Annotated in this window: 16 protein-coding genes; 10 read left to right on the top strand and 6 right to left on the bottom strand. The window is 67.3% G+C overall.

The window, feature by feature from the left end:
• Positions 1–55: 55 nt before the first annotated feature.
• Entirely contained in the window at positions 56–2989 is a 2934-nt protein-coding gene (locus tag AC1RR5_RS17055; RefSeq protein WP_492923220.1) for a TonB-dependent receptor, read from the bottom strand.
• A 109-nt stretch (positions 2990–3098) separates the two neighbouring features.
• Positions 3099–4907, bottom strand: coding sequence for a glycoside hydrolase family 15 protein (locus AC1RR5_RS17050; RefSeq protein WP_492923218.1), 1809 nt, complete (start codon positions 4905–4907; stop codon positions 3099–3101).
• Between the two features lie 210 nt (positions 4908–5117).
• Here AC1RR5_RS17050 and AC1RR5_RS17045 point away from each other — a divergent pair, with 210 nt between their 5' ends.
• From AC1RR5_RS17045 to AC1RR5_RS17030, 4 genes are all read left to right on the top strand, one after another.
• A complete protein-coding gene (locus AC1RR5_RS17045) occupies positions 5118–6599 on the top strand; it encodes a L,D-transpeptidase family protein (RefSeq protein WP_492923216.1) in 1482 nt (493 codons plus the stop codon).
• 72 nt (positions 6600–6671) lie between these two features.
• On the top strand, positions 6672–7340 hold the full coding sequence (gene mepK, locus AC1RR5_RS17040) for a peptidoglycan L,D-endopeptidase MepK (RefSeq protein WP_492923214.1): 669 nt from the start codon (positions 6672–6674) through the stop codon (positions 7338–7340).
• A 121-nt stretch (positions 7341–7461) separates the two neighbouring features.
• Positions 7462–7806: a hypothetical protein gene (locus AC1RR5_RS17035; protein ID WP_492923212.1), complete on the top strand. Its 345-nt coding sequence runs from the start codon at positions 7462–7464 to the stop codon at positions 7804–7806.
• 114 nt (positions 7807–7920) lie between these two features.
• Positions 7921–8280 (top strand): GFA family protein, encoded by a 360-nt coding sequence (locus AC1RR5_RS17030; protein WP_492923210.1) that lies wholly within the window; start codon positions 7921–7923, stop codon positions 8278–8280.
• Positions 8281–8333: 53 nt separating this feature from the next.
• Here AC1RR5_RS17030 and AC1RR5_RS17025 read toward each other — a convergent pair whose 3' ends face one another.
• Together AC1RR5_RS17025 and arsC are read right to left on the bottom strand one after the other, a co-directional pair.
• Positions 8334–9374: a substrate-binding domain-containing protein gene (locus AC1RR5_RS17025; protein WP_492923208.1), complete on the bottom strand. Its 1041-nt coding sequence runs from the start codon at positions 9372–9374 to the stop codon at positions 8334–8336.
• A 113-nt stretch (positions 9375–9487) separates the two neighbouring features.
• Positions 9488–9901, bottom strand: a complete 414-nt coding sequence (gene arsC, locus AC1RR5_RS17020) for an arsenate reductase (glutaredoxin) (protein WP_492923206.1) — start codon at positions 9899–9901, stop codon at positions 9488–9490.
• A 166-nt stretch (positions 9902–10067) separates the two neighbouring features.
• Between arsC and AC1RR5_RS17015 the strand changes: the two genes are divergently transcribed.
• The gene (locus tag AC1RR5_RS17015) at positions 10068–10841 is read left to right on the top strand and encodes a DUF4145 domain-containing protein (RefSeq protein WP_492923204.1); all 774 of its coding nucleotides are present in this window, start codon (positions 10068–10070) and stop codon (positions 10839–10841) included.
• Between the two features lie 11 nt (positions 10842–10852).
• On the opposite strand, the gene AC1RR5_RS17010 is transcribed toward AC1RR5_RS17015, so the two are convergent.
• Entirely contained in the window at positions 10853–11275 is a 423-nt protein-coding gene (locus tag AC1RR5_RS17010; RefSeq protein WP_492923202.1) for an Rrf2 family transcriptional regulator, read from the bottom strand.
• A gap of 142 nt (positions 11276–11417) precedes the next feature.
• On the opposite strand from AC1RR5_RS17010, the gene hmpA reads away from it, so the two are divergent.
• Positions 11418–12623, top strand: a complete 1206-nt coding sequence (gene hmpA, locus AC1RR5_RS17005; RefSeq protein WP_492923200.1) for an NO-inducible flavohemoprotein — start codon at positions 11418–11420, stop codon at positions 12621–12623.
• 27 nt (positions 12624–12650) lie between these two features.
• The gene (locus AC1RR5_RS17000; RefSeq protein ID WP_492923198.1) at positions 12651–13085 is read left to right on the top strand and encodes a hypothetical protein; all 435 of its coding nucleotides are present in this window, start codon (positions 12651–12653) and stop codon (positions 13083–13085) included.
• Here AC1RR5_RS17000 and xth read toward each other — a convergent pair.
• Entirely contained in the window at positions 13082–13855 is a 774-nt protein-coding gene (gene xth / locus AC1RR5_RS16995; RefSeq protein ID WP_492923196.1) for an exodeoxyribonuclease III, read from the bottom strand. The two genes, AC1RR5_RS17000 and xth, sit on opposite strands and share 4 nt — an antisense overlap.
• Positions 13856–13924: 69 nt before the next feature.
• Between xth and AC1RR5_RS16990 the strand changes: the two genes are divergently transcribed.
• Genes AC1RR5_RS16990 through AC1RR5_RS16980 form a run of 3 tightly spaced genes read left to right on the top strand, consistent with a single transcriptional unit; the run spans position 13925 to position 18196 of the window.
• On the top strand, positions 13925–14476 hold the full coding sequence (locus AC1RR5_RS16990; protein WP_492923194.1) for an RNA polymerase sigma factor: 552 nt from the start codon (positions 13925–13927) through the stop codon (positions 14474–14476).
• An 8-nt stretch (positions 14477–14484) separates the two neighbouring features.
• A complete protein-coding gene (locus tag AC1RR5_RS16985) occupies positions 14485–15561 on the top strand; it encodes a FecR family protein (protein WP_492923192.1) in 1077 nt (358 codons plus the stop codon).
• A gap of 58 nt (positions 15562–15619) precedes the next feature.
• Positions 15620–18196, top strand: a complete 2577-nt coding sequence (locus AC1RR5_RS16980) for a TonB-dependent receptor (protein WP_492923190.1) — start codon at positions 15620–15622, stop codon at positions 18194–18196.
• Positions 18197–18267 lie beyond the last annotated feature (71 nt).

The following is an 18267-nucleotide window of genomic DNA, read 5'->3' as shown; positions in this document are numbered from 1 at the left end:
CGCGATAAACTGAAGCTCACGGGTTTTTGCGCATGTGCCTAAGGGATGGGCGCTCCTAGAAAAGCAACTTCCTGACGCTGAACTGGATCACACGGCCACGTGGGTCAAGGTAGTCCGGCTGATAGGTCACGGGGATGACGCCGGTGGCGTCGCGGACCGTCTGCTGCTGGTCGAACAGGTTGTTGACCGCGAACGTCAGGCGCGTGCCGCGCAGCAGCGGATGCTTCTGGACCAGCTCTCGTCGCACGCCCAGGTCGGCGAACAGGCGGAGGTTCACGGTGGCCAGGCTGGAGAAGTCCAGGTCGGTGCTCGCGCCGCCGGCGCCGGCCGCCACGTGGGTGCCGCTCTTCCAGTTGGCGGTCATCCGCGCGCCCAGGCCATAGCGTGTGATGCCCGCCTGGGCCTCGACCTCGTTGCGGGCCTGGCCGCCGCCCGAGCCGATGACGTCGCCGTTCAGCAGGTCCAGCACCGGAACGCCGCTGGCGATGGTCACCGTCTCCTTCAGGTGGACGGTGTGGAACAGGGCCAGTTGCAGGCGCGTGGCGCGCGGATTGCCGCCACCACCACCGCCTCGACCGCCGCCGCCAAAGCCGCGTCCGCCGCCACCACCACCGCCGCCGCCGAAGCGTTGACCGCCGCCCTGGCCGCCGCCGTCGCCGAAGGTCTGGCGCGGAGGCTCTTCGCCGGTCGGCTGAGTCTGGCCGGCCTGCTGTTGCTGGGTGTTAGGATCGCTGGGCGTCTCGGGCTGAGGCGCGCGCGGGGCGTCATTGCTGTCGCCGCCGGTGCGCGGTGAACGCTGCAGCAGCTCGGCGCCGGGCGGTTGCGCGCCCGTGCCGCCGCCTTGGCGACCGCGCCAGCCACCGGGAGGCGGCGGCGGAGCCTTGCCGATCTGGCGCGAGAAGTTGAAGCCCCAGCGGATCTGCTCGCTCTCGCGCTTCTGGAAGTTAACCGGCCGGGTGTCGATGCGGGTCAGCACGCCGTCCGCGTCGCGGGTGAAGCGGTCGGGGAAGGCGGCCTCGACCGCCGCCGTGGCGGCCGGGAAGCCGGCCACCGGATTGTCGATCCGCGAGCGGGTGTAGTTGGCGGTCAGGGACAGGCCCTGGATCTTCTCGGGCTTGTAGGTCGTGCCGAAGCGCAGGACGTTGCGGGTCTCGCCCTTCAGGTCGGGATTGCCGCCGCTGATGCGGGTGACGTCGACGCTGGTCCCGCGCACATAGTCGAAGACCTGGGCGTTGGGCGTAGTGATCAGCGGATTGCCCAGCTGGCTGATGCTGGGGGCGTTCTCCTGGCGGTTCACCGAGACGATGAAGCTGACCGGCTTGATCGGCGACCAGTTCACGCCGCCGCCGATCGTGATCAGGCTGCCGTAGTCGGCCACTTGGCGCACGGCCAGGTTCAGGTTGGTCGACAGGTCGCCGATCTGCGCCAGCACGCCCTTGCGACGGCTGGCCAGGGGCAGGTCGAAGCTGACCTGGGCGCTGGCGTCGCCGCGCGTCTGGGTGCTGTTGCTCTCGACGCCCGAACGGATCGAGGTCGCCTCCAGCCGCGAGCCGCTGACGCCCAGCTTCAGGGTCGAGGACAGGTCGCCGGCCCGCAGCTTGGCCAGGGCGCGGTTGGCGACGAACTGCAGGTCGGCGCTGTCGGTGGTCGACTTGGCGCGGTCGCTGTTGACCCGCTGGCCTTCCAGAGGTCCGAACGGGTTGAAGGTCGGGTCGAGCGCGGTCAAGCGGGCCTGGGTGTTGGTCAGGTCGACGCTGCGGTCGGTCTGCGTCTTGCTGACCGCGTGATCGTAGTTGCCGGTCAGGGACAGGCGCAGCGTCTCGGTGTCGCGGTTCAGGGTGAAGCCGGCATGGCCCGACAGGTTCTTCGAGGTCTGGCCCAACGCCGACTGGTCGCCCAGATAGCGATAGAGGGCCACGTCCTGGCCGAACGGCGAATAGGGGCTGGCGCCCGGGATCAGCAGCCGCGCGCGCGCCGGGCCCAGCAGCGAGTCGCTCTGCGTCGCCGTCGCGCCCAGGTTCAGGGTCGCCGAGACATTGTCGAGGATGTAGCGGTTGGTGACGCTGTTGATCGACACCTGGGTGTTGCGCGGCAGCAGGGTGCGGTCGCCGGTGATGTCGCTGCTGTTGGCCCGGTTGGCCGTCGGCAGGAAGCTCGCCAGGGTCGGTGCACCCGAACCGGCCGCGGTCGGGACGCCCGCCACGGTCACCGGGGTTCCGGCCAGGGTGCTCAGGGCGTTCAGGTTGGCGCCCGACGCCGGACCGATATTGCCGACATAGTCGTAGAGGCCGCTGTTGGTGCGGCTGACCAGGTCGCGGTCGCTTTCCAGAAGCTGGTCGGCGTTCTGGACCTTGATCGACAGGTTGGTGCGGCCCTGGCGGTTCAGGCGCAGCTGGCTCCAGTTCGCCTGCTCGGTCAGCTGGCCGCCCTTGGCCGATCCGCCGACGGTGGCGTCCACGGTCGAGGCGCGAAAGCGCTGTCGCAGGACGATGTTCACGACCTTCTGGTCGGCCGAGTAGCCGTATTTTAGGGCCACTTCCTCGGGCAGGATCTCGACGCGCTGGATGGCTTCCGTCGGGATGTCGCGGATCTCGCCCTGGCCGGAGATGCGGCGACCGTTCAGCAGCGTCACGGGATCGCCGCCCAGGCCGCTGGTGGTCTGCGGGGCCAGCTCGGTGAGCAGATCCTCCATCGACGAGACGCCGAACGAGCGCACGTCGGCGGCGCTGAAGGTCTCTTCCGGCGGAATGTCGCCTAGCACCGCGCCATACGGCTTGCCGCTGGCGGTGATGGTGACGGCCTCGACCTCGGTGTCGAGGTCTTCCGGCGTGACGGGTTTCTGAGCGGCCGGAGGCGCGGCGGCGGGCTTCGCCGCTGGTTTGGTAACCGGCGCTTGGGACGTGGGGACGGGCGGGGCGGCCTCCTGTGCGTGGGCGGCGCTCGTCGCGACACACCCCAGGAACCCGACCAGGGCCAGTTTGCGGCTCACCAAGGAGCTTCTCCGAATTCTCTACGTCCCACGATTGCGGTTGCCTGTCCGATGTGACGAACAGATTTCAGTGTTTGCCGAAACCGCAACATCCAGCCTTAGTCCAGGTCTAGCGAACAGATGTCCAGGGCCGGCTCAGCAGCACCGCGCAGTTGATCAGGCCGACCAGCGAATAGGTCTGCGGATAATTGCCCCACAGTTCGCCATCCGCGAAGCCGATGTCTTCCGAGAGCAGGCCCGCGCCCGTGCGGCGCGACAGCATGTCCTCGAACAGTTCGCGGGCCTCGTCGGTGCGACCTGACAGATGCAGGGCCTCGATCAGCCAGAAGGTGCAGATGTTGAACGCCGTCTGCGGTGAGCCGAAGTCGTCGGGAATGGCGTAGCGCAGCAGGTAGGCCCCGCGGCGCAGACCATCCTCGATCGCCGCCAGGGTGGCGACGTTGCGCGGGTCGTCGGCGGCGTGGAACCGCAGGTCCACCAGCTGCAGAAGGGAAGCGTCCAGCGTGTCGCCCTCGAAGGTGGCCGAGAAGCGGCCCAGCTCCTCGTTCCAGGCGCGCTCCTCGATGGTCTTGCGGACCTGGGCGGCGCGGCCGTTCCAGAAGGCGGCCTTCTCGGTCAGCCCCAGCTTCTCGGCGGCGTTACCCAGGCGGTCGCACGCGGCCCAGCACATGGCCGAGGAATAGGTGTGGACATTGGCCCGGCCCCGGAATTCCCACAGGCTGGCGTCGGGCTGGTCGTGCAGCTTGAAGGCCTGCTCGCCCACCGGCTCCAGGGCCTCGAAGTCCTCGACCGTGGCCGGGCGTAGCAGGCGCTCATCGAAGAAGGCCTGCACTGTCGACAGGATGATCTGGCCGTAGACGTCGTTCTGGATGTGCTCGAAGGCTTGGTTGCCCACCCGCACCGGCCCCATGCCGCGATAGCCGGCCAGGTCCGGGGCGAAGCGCTCGGTCAGCAGCTCCTCGAATCCCACCCCGAACAGCGGCTGGATATGGCCGCCGGCCGCCCGGTCGACGATGTTGCGCAGATAGCCGAGATAGTTCTCCAGGATATCGACCGCGCCCAGCCGGTTGAGGGCCTGGACCACGTAATAGGCGTCGCGCAGCCAGCAGTAGCGGTAATCCCAGTTGCGGCCGCTGTCGGCGTGCTCGGGGATCGAGGTGGTCAGGGCCGCGACGATCGCGCCGGTCTCCTCATGCATGCAGAGTTTGAGTGTGATGGCCGCGCGGATCACCGCCGTCTGCCAGTCCAGCGGGATGGCCAGGCCGCGCACCCAGTGCTTCCAGTAGGCTTCCGTTTCGCGCAGCATGCGTTCGCAGGTCGCGCCGACGGGGGCGTCGAAGCCCTCGTCCGCGCCCAGGAACATGGCGATCGGCTGCTCCAGGCGGAACGTGCGCTCCTCCAGGATGTGCGAGATCGGCGCGTCGGTGGTCAGGCGCATCGTCATGTCGGCGCACAGATAGCGGATGTGGTGCGAGCCCCGCGTGTGCTCGGCGATCTTGCCGCCCCAGCCGGCGGTGGGCCGCACGCGCAGGGTGACGCGGGCCACGCCCACGATCGGCCGGATAAGGCGGATGAAGGCGGTTGGGCGGAAGGTGCGACCGAACTGCAGGTAGCGCGGGGCGAAGTCCAGGATCTCGATGCGCGCCCCGTCCTCGTCGGCGATCTCGGTGCGCAGGATCGGCGTGTTGCGGATATAGCCCTGGCGGACCTCGGCCCGGCGGTCGACCTGGATATCCCACAGGCCCTTGGCGTCCGGGCCGTCGGCGTCGGCGTCGTCCAGCAAGGCGCTGAACACCGGATCGGAGTCGACGCGCGGCGCGCACGCCCACACGAACCGGCCGCAGCTGTCGATCAGCGCGCTGACGGCGCAGTTGCCGATCGGGAACAGGTCCAGGGTCTTCTGTTTGCTCTTGTCCAAGTGGTCCCCGATGCGTGCGGTTGGGCTTTCCCCATTTCGGGTGAAACCGACGGTGTGGCTTGCGGGTTCCTGTTCTTGAAAAACGTCTTCGCGAGGGACGGGGAGGGTTCGCCTTTCACGCTACTCGCGTTGACGCGACAGGCCGGTACCGGCCATCTGGTTTCCTTAACGCGGCTAGGCCGCGCGAGTGCGGCGGGCTGTTCGACAGTGATGCGATTTACGAGAACCTGCGGCGTCCTGGCGGCGGCGGTGAGCCTGCTTTCCCTGGAGACCGCACAGGCCCAGTCGCAGCGTCCCGCCCTGGCCGGCGGCCGTCCTCCGCAAGCGGCGCCGCAACAGGCCGTGCCGCTGGTCCAGCCGCGTCCGATGACGATGGCGCCCGACTTCTCCGCCCTGCAGCTGCGCGCCGACCAGGTCGAGCTGCTGCGCCGCGTGCTGGGTGACGCCTACACCCACGGCTTCGACGCCCGGATCTTCGCGCCTGAGCAGGCGGTCACCCAAGGCCAGCTGATCAACCTGACCCTGGCCTACGCCAAGGCCGTGCGCAGCGGTCGCCTGCCGGTCGACAAGTTCATGAACGAGTGGGGACTGAAGCCGGTCCCCTACGATCCGACGGTCGAGTTCTACAACGCCGTCCAGCAGGACCGCTTGGGCCCGTGGCTGGACACCCTGCCGCCGCCCTATACCGGCTACCAGACCCTGCGCGGGGGCCTGGCGACCTATCGAGACATCGCCGCCAAGGGTGGCTGGCTGCCCTTGGTCGCTGGCCCGGAGCTGAAGGAAGGCGCGACCGGCGCCCGCGTCGTGGCCCTGGAAGCGCGCCTGGCCGCCGAGGACCCGACCATCGCCGTCGATGCCGCCCCGGTGTTCGACGCCGCCCTGACCCAAGCGGTGCAGCGCGCGCAGAAGCGCTTCGGCCTCAATCCTAACGGCATCGTCAACAAGGCGACGCTGGACGCCCTGAACACGCCGGTCGAGCAGCGCATCGACCAGATCGTCGCCAACATGGAGCGCTGGCGCTGGCTGCCCCAGACCCTGCCGGCCGAGCGCATCCAGGTGAACGTCGCCGCCGCCATCCTGTCGGTGTTCAGCCATGACACCCCGACCCTGACCATGCGCGCGGTCACCGGCCGCCCCGGCGACGAGACTCCCATGCTGTCGTCGATGATCCACTCGATCGTCCTGAACCCGCCGTGGAACGTGCCGTCGTCAATCGCGACCAAGGAGCTGTGGCCCAAGGAGCGCAAGAGCCCGGGCTATCTGCGCCGCAATGACTTCATCGTGATCCCGACTGGCGACGGCGGCTCGCGTCTGCAGCAGAAGGCCGGCCCGCTGGCGGCGCTGGGCAAGCTGAAGTTCGACTTCGCCAACCCGTACGGCGTCTATCTGCACGACACCCCCAGCCGCGCCCGCTTCGACAGCTTCAGCCGCCTGGCCAGCCACGGCTGCGTGCGCCTGCAGAAGCCGACCGAGCTGGCCAAGGCCCTGCTGGAGAACGACGCGACCTGGACGCCCGAGAAGATCGACGCGACCCTGGCCTCGGGCGACACCGTGCGGGCCAAGTTGCCGCAACAGATCGCGGTCTTCCTGCTGTACTGGACGGCCTATGTGACCCCCGACGGGCAGGTCAATTTCCGCCAGGACCCGTATGGCTGGGATCGCGAGCTGGTGCAGCGGATCGCCGCACTGTGATCCGGCTCAGCTTGCTTTCTTAACATTCTTGCGGTGTCCTCCCGGCTCTTAGTGTCGGGATAGGGCGTACGCATGCATCGACGTAAGCTGCTCCAGTGGGGGCTGGGCGCTGTCGCAACGGGGCTTTTGCCCCTGGCCGCACGGGCTGATGACGACATCATCGGCGCGATCCTGGAAGGGAAACAAGTCGGCGTGCCGGCGGTTCCCACGGCGCCGGTTGGGCTACGTCCGACCCCGGTCGAGACGCCAATTGTAAACCCGGCAAGTCCTATTGGCGGCGCCATCATCGAGCCGCGCTGGGTGAAGCTGCGCAACATCCACACCGACGAGAAGCTGGAAGCCGTCTACTGGGAAAACGGCGAGTACGTTCCCGACGCGGTAAAGGCCCTGAACCACGTCCTGCGCGACTATCGCAACGACGAGACCCACCCGATCGACCCGGGCCTCTACGACATCCTGGGCAAGATCGCCGAAAAGACCCAGACCAAGGCCCACTTCCAGGTGATCTCCGGCTATCGCTCGCCGGCGACCAACCGCCTGCTGGCCGAGCGCAGCGGCGAAGTCGCCAAGCGCAGCCTGCACATGGACGGCAAGGCGATGGACATCTATCTCGAGGATATCGCCCTCGAAGATATCCGCGCCGAGGCCCTGGGCCTGCAGCTGGGCGGCGTCGGCTACTATCCCAAGAGCAAGTTCGTGCATGTCGACGTCGGCCCCGTGCGCAAGTGGTCGGGCACCTAAGGTTGCGCTATTCGCCTGCCAGGCGAGCCTCTTGGCGAAACGGGTAACCAAGCTCTAGTTCGGACGTTTAGAGCATGGTAGCCGGCTGAGGTCGGTAGCGTTGCAAGGGGAAGCAGGCCAGATGAGCGAGCGTCGCGGTAATCCGTTCGGCTGGATCATTCTGGGTTTCATCGTCGGCGTCCTGGTGACGTTCGGCACGATCCTGTTCCTGACCTCCAGCGGCGGCGGCTATGAAGACGGCCCCTCCGAAACGCGCACCGCCGCCGACGACGCCGCCACCGCGGCGATGAACGCCTCGAACAGCGGCGCGCAACCGGCCCCCCACAAGATGGAAACCTCGGCCCCCGCCGCGACCGACCCCACCGCCGCCGCCCCGCGCGCCGAGCGCCAGGCCGCGCCGCAGGACCTGGATCCGCAGGTGGCCGACGACGCCGCAGCCGCCGGCATGACCTCGCGCACGCGCTAAGGCGCGACAACCCGCCTCAGTCTTATCCACAGCCTGCTGCCACCAAGCTGGCGGCAGGGGAGGTGCATTTTCCCCAAAACACTCAAGGCATTGAGTGTCCAAGGAGATGCGCGTTTGACGATCAAGGGAAGTTGCTGCTGCGGCGGGGTGCGCTTCGAGCTGTTCGAGCCGCCGGCCCTGATGGGGACCTGCCACTGCTCGCGTTGCCGCAAGGCCGGGTCCAGCACCTATGTCTATGTGCGGGCCGAGGCCTTCCACTGGCTGGCGGGCAGGGACCTGGTCGTCCGGTACCAGCCCAAGCCGCCGATGAAGTTCAACCGCGCCTTCTGCAAGCGCTGCGGCACGTCGCTGGGCGATCCCGACAGCGGCCGCATCCTGGCCATCGCCGCCAACTGCCTGGACGATGATCCCGGCGTGCGGCTGGACTTCGACGAGTACACGCCCGACGCCCCGCCGTGGGAGAAGCCGGCATAGAAAAGGCGGCCGCATCAGCAACCGCCTTTCCTAAGCTCAAGCTCGTAAGGAGCTTATTCCTTCGGCATCGGCATGGCCGGCAGGGCGGTCGCCTTGCCCTTCATGGCCTGGTGCTGCGCGGGCGGCAGCGGGATCAGGCCACGGCCTTGCAGGTAGCCGCCACGACCGGTGGCCGAGTCCGACACGAACTCGGTGACGAACTCCTTCAGGCCCGGCGTCACGCCGACCTGCGACTTCTTCACATAGACGTACAGCGAGCGCGACAGCGGGTACTGGCCGCTGGCGATGGCCGCCGGGGTCGGCTTCACGCCGTTGACCGCCGCGCCCTTGATGCGCGAGGCGTTCTCTTCCAGGAACGAGAAGCCGAACACGCCCAGGGCGTTCGGGGTCTTCTCGATGGTGCCGACGATGGCGTTGTCGTTCTCGCCGGCGTCGACCCAGCCGCCGTCGGTGCGCATCGGCGAGACGGTGGCCTTGAACTTCTTCTCGTCGGCGGTCTTCATCTTGGCCAGCGTCGGCAGCTTGGCGGCGCCGCCTTCCATGGCCAGTTCGACGAAGGCGTCACGGGTGCCCGAGGTGGGCGGCGGGCCGTAGGCCAGGATGCGGGCCTTGGGCAGGCCGGGGCCGACCTCGTTCCAGTTCTTGTAGGGCTGCTTCACCAGCTGGCCGCCGCGCAGGGTCTGGTCGGCCAGGCCCAGGTACAGCTGCTCGAGCTTGAAGTTGAAGTCCGGGCCCTTCTTGTCGACCGCGACGACGATGCCGTCGAAGCCGATCTTGATCTCGACGATGTCCTTCACGCCGGCCTTCTGGCAGGCCTGGAACTCGGACTTCTTCATCGGGCGCGAGGCGTTGGCGATGTCGGGGAACTTCTCGCCGGCGCCGCCGCAGAACATCTTGATGCCGCCGCCGGTGCCCAGGCTCTCGACCTTGGGCGACTTCTTGCCGGTCTTCTTCGAGAAGTTTTCGGCGACGCGGGTGGAGAACGGGAACACGGTCGAGGAGCCGGCGGCCCACACGTAGTCGCGAGCCGCATGGGCTTGGTCGGCGACGGCGAGCAGGGCGAGCGTGGCGACCGCGCCAAGGAGCTTGTTCATGTCGTCAAATCCTGTGTGGTCCGGGGACGTGGGAGGACCGTGCCGGAGCAATGCAGGGGCTTTTGTCACAGTTCGACGACAGTTTTACGACGGCGTCCGTATGCGGACGAAAGTCAGCCTCGCACGACCTCGCCGTCTTCCTTGGTGAAGGTCTCCGGCGCGGTCTCCAGCAGGGCGTAGACCTTCTCCGAGGGGCGGGCCAAGGCCGCGCCCTTGGGGGTCACGACGATCGGGCGATTGACCAGGATCGGATGCTCGACCATCGCCGCCAGGATCGTCTCGTCCGCAACGCCATCGGCCAGCAGGCCCAGCTCTTCGGCGGGCGTGCCCTTCTCGCGCATCAGCTCGCGCACCGACAGGCCCGAGCGGGCTGACAGATCCAGCAACTGCTCGCGGGTCCAGCCGGCCTTCAGATATTCGACGACGGTCGGCGCGTAGCCGGCGGCCTCGACCATGGCCACGACATTGCGCGAGGTGCCGCACTTGGGATTGTGGAAGATGGTGACGGGGAAGTCTGCGATGGTCATGCGGGTTCCTGCGGGGCTCGCTAAAGCAAGCCAACAGAACGAACTGATGTGCGCGTGCAGCACGGAGGCGTGAGGCGTTTAACGTTTCAAGCCTTCGATTGCGAGGGCAATCCTTTGACAAGCGTCTCGTTAGCTACAGACTGTGCCAGCAGAGGCAGGGGACGAGATGTCATTCAACTGGAAGTGCCCGCATTGTGGCCATGCTCAGACGGTGGGTAGTGGGCAATTTGAGGCCACCACCCATAAGTTGGGCGTCTCTGGCCATCCAGCTGGCGAACTGGGAATCTACACGTTTGCGATCGTCTGTTCGAACGCTGAGTGTCGGCAGCTAACGCTGAGCGTGACGGTCGGACAGTGTCAAGATTGGCAATACGGCTATAGAATGCGGCCGGAAGGGGTGAAACTCTTAGAAGCGCGTCGTCTGTTGCCGGAAGGAAAAGCGAAGCCTCAACCTTCATGTGTACCAGCGGCCTTGGTAGAAGACTACCGTGAGGCATGCCTGGTAGCTGACCTAAGTCCGAAGGCTTCAGCGACGCTTTCCCGTCGCTGCTTGCAAGGCATGATTCGAGATTTCTGCGGCATTCAACGGGCGACGCTGGATCAAGAGATTAAGGCTCTCCGAACCGCAGTCGACGAAGGGAAGGTGGCGTCGGGCGTTACGCTCGAAGCGGTCGATGGAATCGACCACGTACGTCAAGTCGGCAATATCGGCGCGCATATGGAGAAAGACATCGACCTAATAATCCCGGTAGATCCGGGGGAGGCAATGGCGCTCATCGCTCTGGTCGAGATGTTATTTGAAGAATGGTATGTTGCGCGCGACCAGCGAAAGCAGAGGCTTGCTGCCATTGCTGCAATTGCCACAGAGAAGAAAGCGCTTAAGGCAGCCGCTCTTCCGGCTGCAGAAGCTCCCCTCGCTCTTCCGCCGAGCGCCGACTAAGCGGCGCAATTCTAGTCGGCCAGCGCCAGCAGCCGTCGCGCGCCGGTCTTGTCGGCCAGGATCTGCTCCAGGGTCTGGGCGTCCAGCACGGCCAGGAAGGCGGCGGCGGCCTGGTTCAGGGTGCGGGGCAGACCGCAGACCGGGGCGACCTTGCAGCTGCCGCAGTCGACCAGCTGGAAGCCGTCCTCGGTCTGACGCACCACGTCGCCGATACGGATCTCTGACGCCGGCTTGCCCAGCCGCAGGCCGCCGCCGCGTCCGCGCTGGGCGGCCACGAAGCCGGCCTTGGACAGCTGCTGCACCACCTTCATCAGGTGGTCCTTGGAGATGTCGTAGGCGCGCGCGATCTCCTGGATCGAGACCGTCTGGTCGTCGTGCGCGGCCAGGTGCATCAGCACGCGGATCGCATAGTCGGTGTAGCGGGTCAGGCGCATCGGTAGGGGTCGCTTACAGGTCCGTTTGGGCCGCGTCGAGCGGGGCGGCTAAACAGGTACTTAAGGAGCATCTTTTCTTGTTCCAGCTCTGGCGTGGGTATAGATGCATTTTGTCTGCATATTATAACCGAGAGCACCTCCGATGACGACCCCGCTGAGCGGCAAGACGATCGCCCTGGTCAAGGCTACGGTTCCGGCCCTGACGGAGCATGGCGCGACGATCACCGGCGCGATGTACAAGCGCTTGTTCGAGACCGACCACATCCGCGCCCTGTTCAACCAGGCCAACCAGGAGTCGGGCGCGCAGGTGAAGGCGCTGGCCGGCGGCATCCTGGCCTATGCCCGCAACATCGATAACCTCGGTGTCCTTGGCCCTGTCGTGGAGCGCATGGCCCAGAAGCACGTCGGCTATCACATCCTGCCCGAGCACTATCCCTATGTGGCCACGGCTCTGCTGGAGGCCATCAAGGAAGTCCTGGGCGACGTCGCCACCGACGAGATCCTCGAAGCCTGGGGCGAGGCCTACTGGTTCCTGGCCGCCATCCTGCAAGGCCGCGAGACCGACATCCGCCAGAGCGTCGAGGCCCAGGAGGGCGGCTGGAGCGGTTGGCGCGCCTTCGTGGTCGAGAGCAAGGTCCGCGAGAGCGCGGTGATCACCTCGTTCGTGCTGCGTCCGCAGGACGGCGGCAAGGTCGTGGCCCACAACCCCGGCCAGTTCCTGACCTTCGCCTTCGATACCGCGAGCCAGAAGGGCGTGAAGCGCAACTACTCGATCAGCCAGGCCGCCAACGGCGAGACCTATCGCATCTCGGTCAAGCGCGAGACGCATGGGGTCGCTTCGGGCCACCTGCACGACGCCATCCAGGTCGGCGACGTCCTGATGGCCACCCCGCCGGCCGGCGACTTCCACCTCAAGCCCGCCGAGCGTCCGGTGGTGCTGCTAAGCGGCGGCGTCGGCATGACCCCGATGGTCGCCATGCTGGAGACCATCGCCGCCGAGCATCCGGAGCTGGAGGCCCACTTCGTCCACGGCGCGCTGAACGGAGATGTCCACGCCATGGCCGATCATGTGAAGGCTCTGGCGGCGGCCCATGGCGGGACGCGGGTCTCGACCTTCTACAGTGAGCCGGCGGCCGGCGACGTACTGGGCGACAGCCACGACGTCGAAGGCTTCGTCTCGATCGCCTGGCTGCAGGCCCAGACGCCGTTCGACACGGCTGACTTCTACCTGTGCGGGCCCAAGCCCTTCCTGCGGATCCTGGTCAGCGGCCTGGCCGCCGCCGGGGTGCCCGCCGACCGCATCCACTACGAGTTCTTCGGCCCAGCCGACGAACTGCTCGCAGCCTAGTCTCGCGCAAGGAAAGGAGCGCAAGCCATGGAACACGCGCCGTATTCCGTCTTCGTCACCAATGTCGAGCCCTATGAAGGCCCGGCGCCGATCGCCGCCAGGATGGGCGAGGCGGCCGCGGCCGACCTGCCCAAGGCGGTGGGCTGGATGATCGTCGCCGCGTACGCCTCCATCCTGGTCGCGTTCGGCTGGGCCTTTCTCGGGGCCGGCGACGTGTTGTTCAACCTGGGTGTCTGCGCCGTTTATCTGGCCATGTACCTGGGCGTGCCGTGGGTGTTCCTGAAGGTCGAGCCCAAGACCGGCCAGCGTCGTCCCGACCTCGCCGACTTCCTGGAGCGGGGCCTGTCCACCTGGACCGGCCATGTCACGGGTCGTGAGGCTCTCGCCCAGATCCTGACGATCCCCGTCGCCGTGGCCTTCGCGGCCTTAGGGATCGGGATCATCGTGCGGTTGGCAGCCTAGTCGCGCAGCTCCACCCAGACCGGCGCGTGGTCGCTGGGCTTCTCGCGAGCCCGCACGTGCCGGTCGACCCCGGCGGCGACCAGCCGCTTGGCCAGGCGCGGGTCGAGCATCAGGTGGTCGATCCGCAGCCCCGCGTCCCGGTCGAACCGATGGCGCAGATAGTCCCAGAACGTATAGATCCGCTCATCCGGATGCAGGGTCCGCAAGGCGTCGGTCCAGCCTTGGTCGATCATGTAGCGATAGGCCGTTCGCACCTCGGACCGGAACAGCGCGTCGTCGCGCCAACGATCGGGAACATAGACGTCCAGGTCCGTCGGGATGATGTTGTAGTCGCCGGCCAGGATCACCGGCCGGTTACCCTCCAGCAGGTCTTCGGCATGCAGCAGGAACCGCGCCAGCCATTTCAGCTTGTAGTCGAACTTGGGCCCTGGCGCGGGATTGCCGTTCGGGGCGTAGAGGCAGCCGACGATCAGGTCGCCGACATCGGCCTCGATATAACGACTGTGGGTGTCTCCGGGATCGCCCGCCAGCCCTCGGCGGCGCTCGACGGGTTCGATCCCGCGCGCCAGGATCGCTACGCCATTCCAGGCGCTTTGGCCGTGCCAGACGGCGCCGTAGCCGGCAGCGCGGATCGCCGCAGCCGGAAAGCGGTCCTGCGGTGCCTTCAGCTCCTGCAGGCAGGCGATGTCGGGCTTGTCTTCCTCCAGCCATCGCAGAAGCGAGGCGAGTCGGCCGTTGACGCCGTTGATGTTGAACGTGGCGATGCGCATCGGGACTGAAACGCCTGCGCGCGCTTTCCGATGAAAAATTTCGCGAGCTGTGGTGTGCGTGAGGGGGCGATGTGCGTCATGACTGTGGAGAGCAGTCATGAGGTGCAAGCCGTGGGGCAAGCCACGCCACACGATCTTCGCGGGTTGGATCGGCGCTACAGGCCAGCGCTGATGGCCTTCTTCATGCGCCGCGCCGCCAGCCACAGCGACGCCGAGGACATGACCCAGGAGCTGTTCGCCAAGCTGGCGCGGGTGGAAGACCCGGCCATGCAGAACCCCGACGCCTATGTCTTCCAGATGGCTGCCAACCTGCTGCGCGACCGTCATCGGCGCGAGCGGGTGCGGGCCGGCTACCGCGCCGCCATGGCGGCCGGCGATCCGGCCGACCTGGAGCCGATCGACCCCGCCCGCATCCTGCAGGGCCGCGAGGACCTGGGCGAAGTCTCCCGGGCCCTGCGCGAGCTGCCCGAACGGACGCGGGCCATCTTCCTGTTGTACCGTCTGGAAGGCATGAAGCAGGCTGAACTGGCGACCCTCTACGGCATGACCACCAGCGGCGTGCAGAAGCATATCCTCAAGGCCATGGGCCATTTGACGCGACGCCTGAGGGCGAACCCATGAGCGGGCCAATGGACGACAAGCTGGACCTCGCCGCCGACGCCGCCGCCGAATGGTGTGTGCGCCTGTCGGAGGGCGACCTCTCGCCGGCCGAGCAGACCGCCCTGGACGCCTGGTTCGCCGCCGATCCGATCCATCGCGAGCTGCTCGACGACGCTGTCGCCGCCTGGCGGGCGGTGGACCAGCAGGCCGCGCTGCCCGGCATGATCGCCCTGCGCGGCGAGGCCCTGAACGACCTGCGCCGCGCCCAGCGCCAGCAGTGGAGCCGCAAGCCTGGCCCGCGCGTGGCCATCTGGAGCGCCGCCGCCGCGGTGGTCGCCGCCGTCGCCCTCGGCGGGGCCCTGACTTGGCGGGCCAGCCTGCCGGATGTCTATCGCACCACCGAGGGCGAGCGGCGCATCGTCGAGTTGGCCGACGGCTCGCGCGCCTCGCTGGACGCCGACACCGTGCTGAAGGTCCGCTACGATGGCGACCGTCGCCGCCTGTGGCTGGACCAGGGCCGCGCCAAGTTCGCGGTGGCCAAGGATCCGCTGCGGCCGTTCTCGGTCGCGGCTGGCGGCAAGCTGGTGGTCGCCACCGGCACCACCTTCAGCGTCGAGCGCGTCGCCGACCAGATGCGGGTCGTGCTCTACGAAGGTCATGTCGCCGTGCTGGACGGAGAGGGCGCCAAGGGCCGTCCGCCGCCGCTGCTGCGGGTCAACGGCGCGCCGACCGAGAAGTCTCTGACCCCCGACCACGAGCTGGTCGCCCAGGTCAATTCCGAGGTCGCTTCCGTGTCGCCCACCGATCCGGCGCGCGCCGGGGCCTGGGAAACCGGCCAGCTGGTCTTCCAGGATGAGCCCATGTCGCTGGCCGTCGAGCGGGTGAACCGCTACGCCCGCGAGAAGCTCCGGATCGGCGATCCGACCGTCGCCTCCTTGCGGATCAGCGGGGTCTTCACCTCTGGCGACACGCGCGCTTTCATCGACGGCGTCACCGCCGTGCTGCCCGTCCGCGCGGTGAGCGGGCAGGGCGGCGAGACCGTTCTGCGCGCCTTCCAGCGCCAGCCAAAAAACTTCACCGAAGGCGGTGAGTCCTCGGTGGAGTGAGGCGTCTCACTTACCGAAAGCGCCGATATACAAAACAAGCGGCGCGAGGGAGGGACGTATGAGCAAGTCTTTCGACCAACGCTGGCTGCTGGGCGCTTCGGCGGCCGTGCTGATGGCCTTTGCCGCGCCTGGCGCCGTGCAGGCCCAGGCCCGCGAACAAGCCCCAGAAAGGACTTATGACATTCCGGCCCAGGACCTGGCCGGCGCCCTGCGCGCCTTCGGCCGGGCCTCGGGCAAGCAACTGGCCTTTGACGAGAGCCTGACCCGCGGCAAGCGCGCGCCCAAGCTGAAGGGCGCCTATACCGCCGACGAGGGCCTGAGCCGTCTGCTGTCGGGCTCGAACCTGGTGGTGCAGGCCACCGCCAGCGGCGTCTACGCCATCCGCGAGCGGCCGTTGCTGGTCAGCGCCAGCGCCGCCGGCCAGTCGGCCGCGACGGCTGCCGCCGTAGAACAAAGCCGCCCCGAAGAACCCGCCGAAGTCGAGGAAGTGATCGTCGTCGGCACGCCCGGCGGCGCCGGCATCGACAAGCTGTCGGCCAGTTTCGCGGTCACCACCGTCAACGCCCAGGATATTCTGAAGGCCTCGCCCAAGAGCAGCGCCGAGCTGCTGAGCCTGGTGCCCGGTGTCTGGGTCGAGACCTCGGGCGGGGTGGCCGGCGCCAACGTCTTCGTGCGCGGCTTTCCCGCCACCGGCGACGCCGAGTTCCTGACCATCCAGCTGCAGGGCTCGCCGATCTATCCGCCGTCGACCCTGTCGTTCCTGGAGAACTCGTCGATCTTCCGCGTGGACGAGACGATCTCGCGGATGGAAGCCCTGCGCGGCGGTCCCAACCCGATCTTCTCGAACGGCCAGCCGGGCCTGACGACCAACTTCATGCTCAAGGAAGGCGGGCCGGAGACCAAGGGCCTGGTCAAGGCCACGACCTCCGACTACGGCCTGCGCCGCGTCGACGGGGTGATCAGCGGCAAGCTGGGCAATGATCTCTACTTCATGGCCGGCGGCTATGTGACCCGCTCGCCGGGCATCCGCGACACCCAGTTCGACAGCGAAAAGGGCCAGCAGTTCACGGTCAACCTGACCAAGCGACTTGAGCGCGGCAAGGTCAATTTCTACGCCCGCTTCACCGACGACCACGGCGCCTGGTACCTGCCGTTCGCGGTCAATGTGCCCGGCATCGACAAGGGCGAGTACACCCAGATCGGCGAGTTCTCGCGCCAGCAGACCCTGCAGGTCCACGCCAACGGCCGCACGCGCGACTTCGACATGGCCCACGGCCGCGGCTGGAAGGGCTATGTGGCCGGCGGCAGCTTCGAGCACGAGTTCGGCGATGGCTGGACCATCCGCGACCGCTTCAGCTTCACCAAGGGCGACGCCGACACCTACGGCCTGGTGCCCGACGGCGGGGCGGTGACGGCGGCCTCGGTCGCGTCGGTGATCGGCGGCCCGGTCCGCCTGCGCGGCGGTGCGACCCTGGGGACGGGCGACTACGTCCAGAACTGGGGCGCGTGGATCGTCGAGAAGGACATCGAGGCCTTCGTCAACGACTTCAGCATCAGCAAGACGATCGGCGACCACGCCATCTCGGCTGGTTACTACGCCTCCAGCTTCTCGTCGGACGACTTCTGGACCATCGGCAACTTCAAGCCGATGCAGGTGAAGGCCAATGGCGACTACCTGGCGGCCAACGTCAGTTGCGCCAACCTGGCGACGGCGGGCAGCGGCTCGGGCTGCTGGGCCTATGGCCTGACCTCGAACGGCGACGGCAAGGTCAACGCCTTCTACCTGGCCGACAGCTGGAAGATCAGCGAGGCCCTGCGCCTGGACGTTGGCGTGCGCCACGAGACCTTCGACACCGACTACGTCGTCGACGACGGCAATGGCTATCCGGACGGCCTGGCCATCCGCACAGTCGACTACAGCAAGAGCAAGCTCTCCTACACGGCGGGCCTGAACTACGACCTCTCGGAGACCTCCGGCGTCTTCGCGCGGTACTCCAAGGGCTACAAGTTCCCCAGCTTCGACAACTTCCGCGAAAACCTGACCGACACCCTCAGCGTCAAGCAGTACGAGCTGGGTTACAAGCTGCGCTCGGGGCCGTTCGAGCTGTACGCCACGGGCTTCGCCAACAGCTTCGACGGGGCCAAGTTCGCAGATGTCGGCGGCACGCTGGAGACCAATGGCAACAAGGCGCGCGGCATCGAGCTGGACGGTCGCTGGCGCTCGGACTTCGGCCTGTCGCTGGCGCTGAACGGCACCCTGCAGAAGACCGAGATCAAGAAGTCCTCGATCGCCGCCAACAAGGGCAATAGCGCCCAGCGCCAGCCCAACTGGCAGGTGCGCTTCACGCCCAGCTACGACGTCCGGTTTGGCGAGGTGGCCACCACCTTCTACGGCACGGTCAGCGCGGTGGACGACCGCTGGGGCGACAACGCCAATACCCAGAAGCTCAACGGCTACACCAAGGTCGACCTGGGCGCGATCTTCAACGTCGGCGACTTCAGCGTCCAGGTCGCCGCCGACAATCTGACCAACAGCCATGGCCTGACCGAGGGCGATCCGCGTTCCACCAGCGGCGCCAACGCCCGCCCGATCCTGGGCCGGTCGGTGCGGCTGTCGGTGGGTTACAATTTCTAGTCCCGCGTAACAGTATCCCCACTCCCTGCGCGCGGGCCGGCTCCCCCGGTCCGCGTTTCTTTTCGAAAGGC

Source organism: Caulobacter sp. GW821-FHT11E11, assembly GCF_058808315.1.
This window is presented reverse-complemented; position numbering and strand designations above follow the sequence as displayed.

Excerpts from the sequence above, each read along its gene's own strand:
- AC1RR5_RS16990 (WP_492923194.1), top strand. The coding sequence starts at position 13,925 with ATGTGCGTCATGACTGTGGAGAGCAGTCATGAGGTGCAAGCCGTGGGG.
- AC1RR5_RS17035 (WP_492923212.1), top strand. The coding sequence starts at position 7,462 with ATGAGCGAGCGTCGCGGTAATCCGTTCGGCTGGATCATTCTGGGTTTC.
- AC1RR5_RS17010 (WP_492923202.1), bottom strand. The coding sequence starts at position 11,275 with ATGCGCCTGACCCGCTACACCGACTATGCGATCCGCGTGCTGATGCAC.
- xth (WP_492923196.1), bottom strand. The coding sequence starts at position 13,855 with ATGCGCATCGCCACGTTCAACATCAACGGCGTCAACGGCCGACTCGCC.
- AC1RR5_RS17000 (WP_492923198.1), top strand. The coding sequence starts at position 12,651 with ATGGAACACGCGCCGTATTCCGTCTTCGTCACCAATGTCGAGCCCTAT.
- AC1RR5_RS16980 (WP_492923190.1), top strand. The coding sequence starts at position 15,620 with ATGAGCAAGTCTTTCGACCAACGCTGGCTGCTGGGCGCTTCGGCGGCC.
- arsC (WP_492923206.1), bottom strand. The coding sequence starts at position 9,901 with ATGACCATCGCAGACTTCCCCGTCACCATCTTCCACAATCCCAAGTGC.
- AC1RR5_RS17015 (WP_492923204.1), top strand. The coding sequence starts at position 10,068 with ATGTCATTCAACTGGAAGTGCCCGCATTGTGGCCATGCTCAGACGGTG.
- hmpA (WP_492923200.1), top strand. The coding sequence starts at position 11,418 with ATGACGACCCCGCTGAGCGGCAAGACGATCGCCCTGGTCAAGGCTACG.
- AC1RR5_RS16985 (WP_492923192.1), top strand. The coding sequence starts at position 14,485 with ATGGACGACAAGCTGGACCTCGCCGCCGACGCCGCCGCCGAATGGTGT.
- AC1RR5_RS17025 (WP_492923208.1), bottom strand. The coding sequence starts at position 9,374 with ATGAACAAGCTCCTTGGCGCGGTCGCCACGCTCGCCCTGCTCGCCGTC.
- mepK (WP_492923214.1), top strand. The coding sequence starts at position 6,672 with ATGCATCGACGTAAGCTGCTCCAGTGGGGGCTGGGCGCTGTCGCAACG.
- AC1RR5_RS17045 (WP_492923216.1), top strand. The coding sequence starts at position 5,118 with ATGCGATTTACGAGAACCTGCGGCGTCCTGGCGGCGGCGGTGAGCCTG.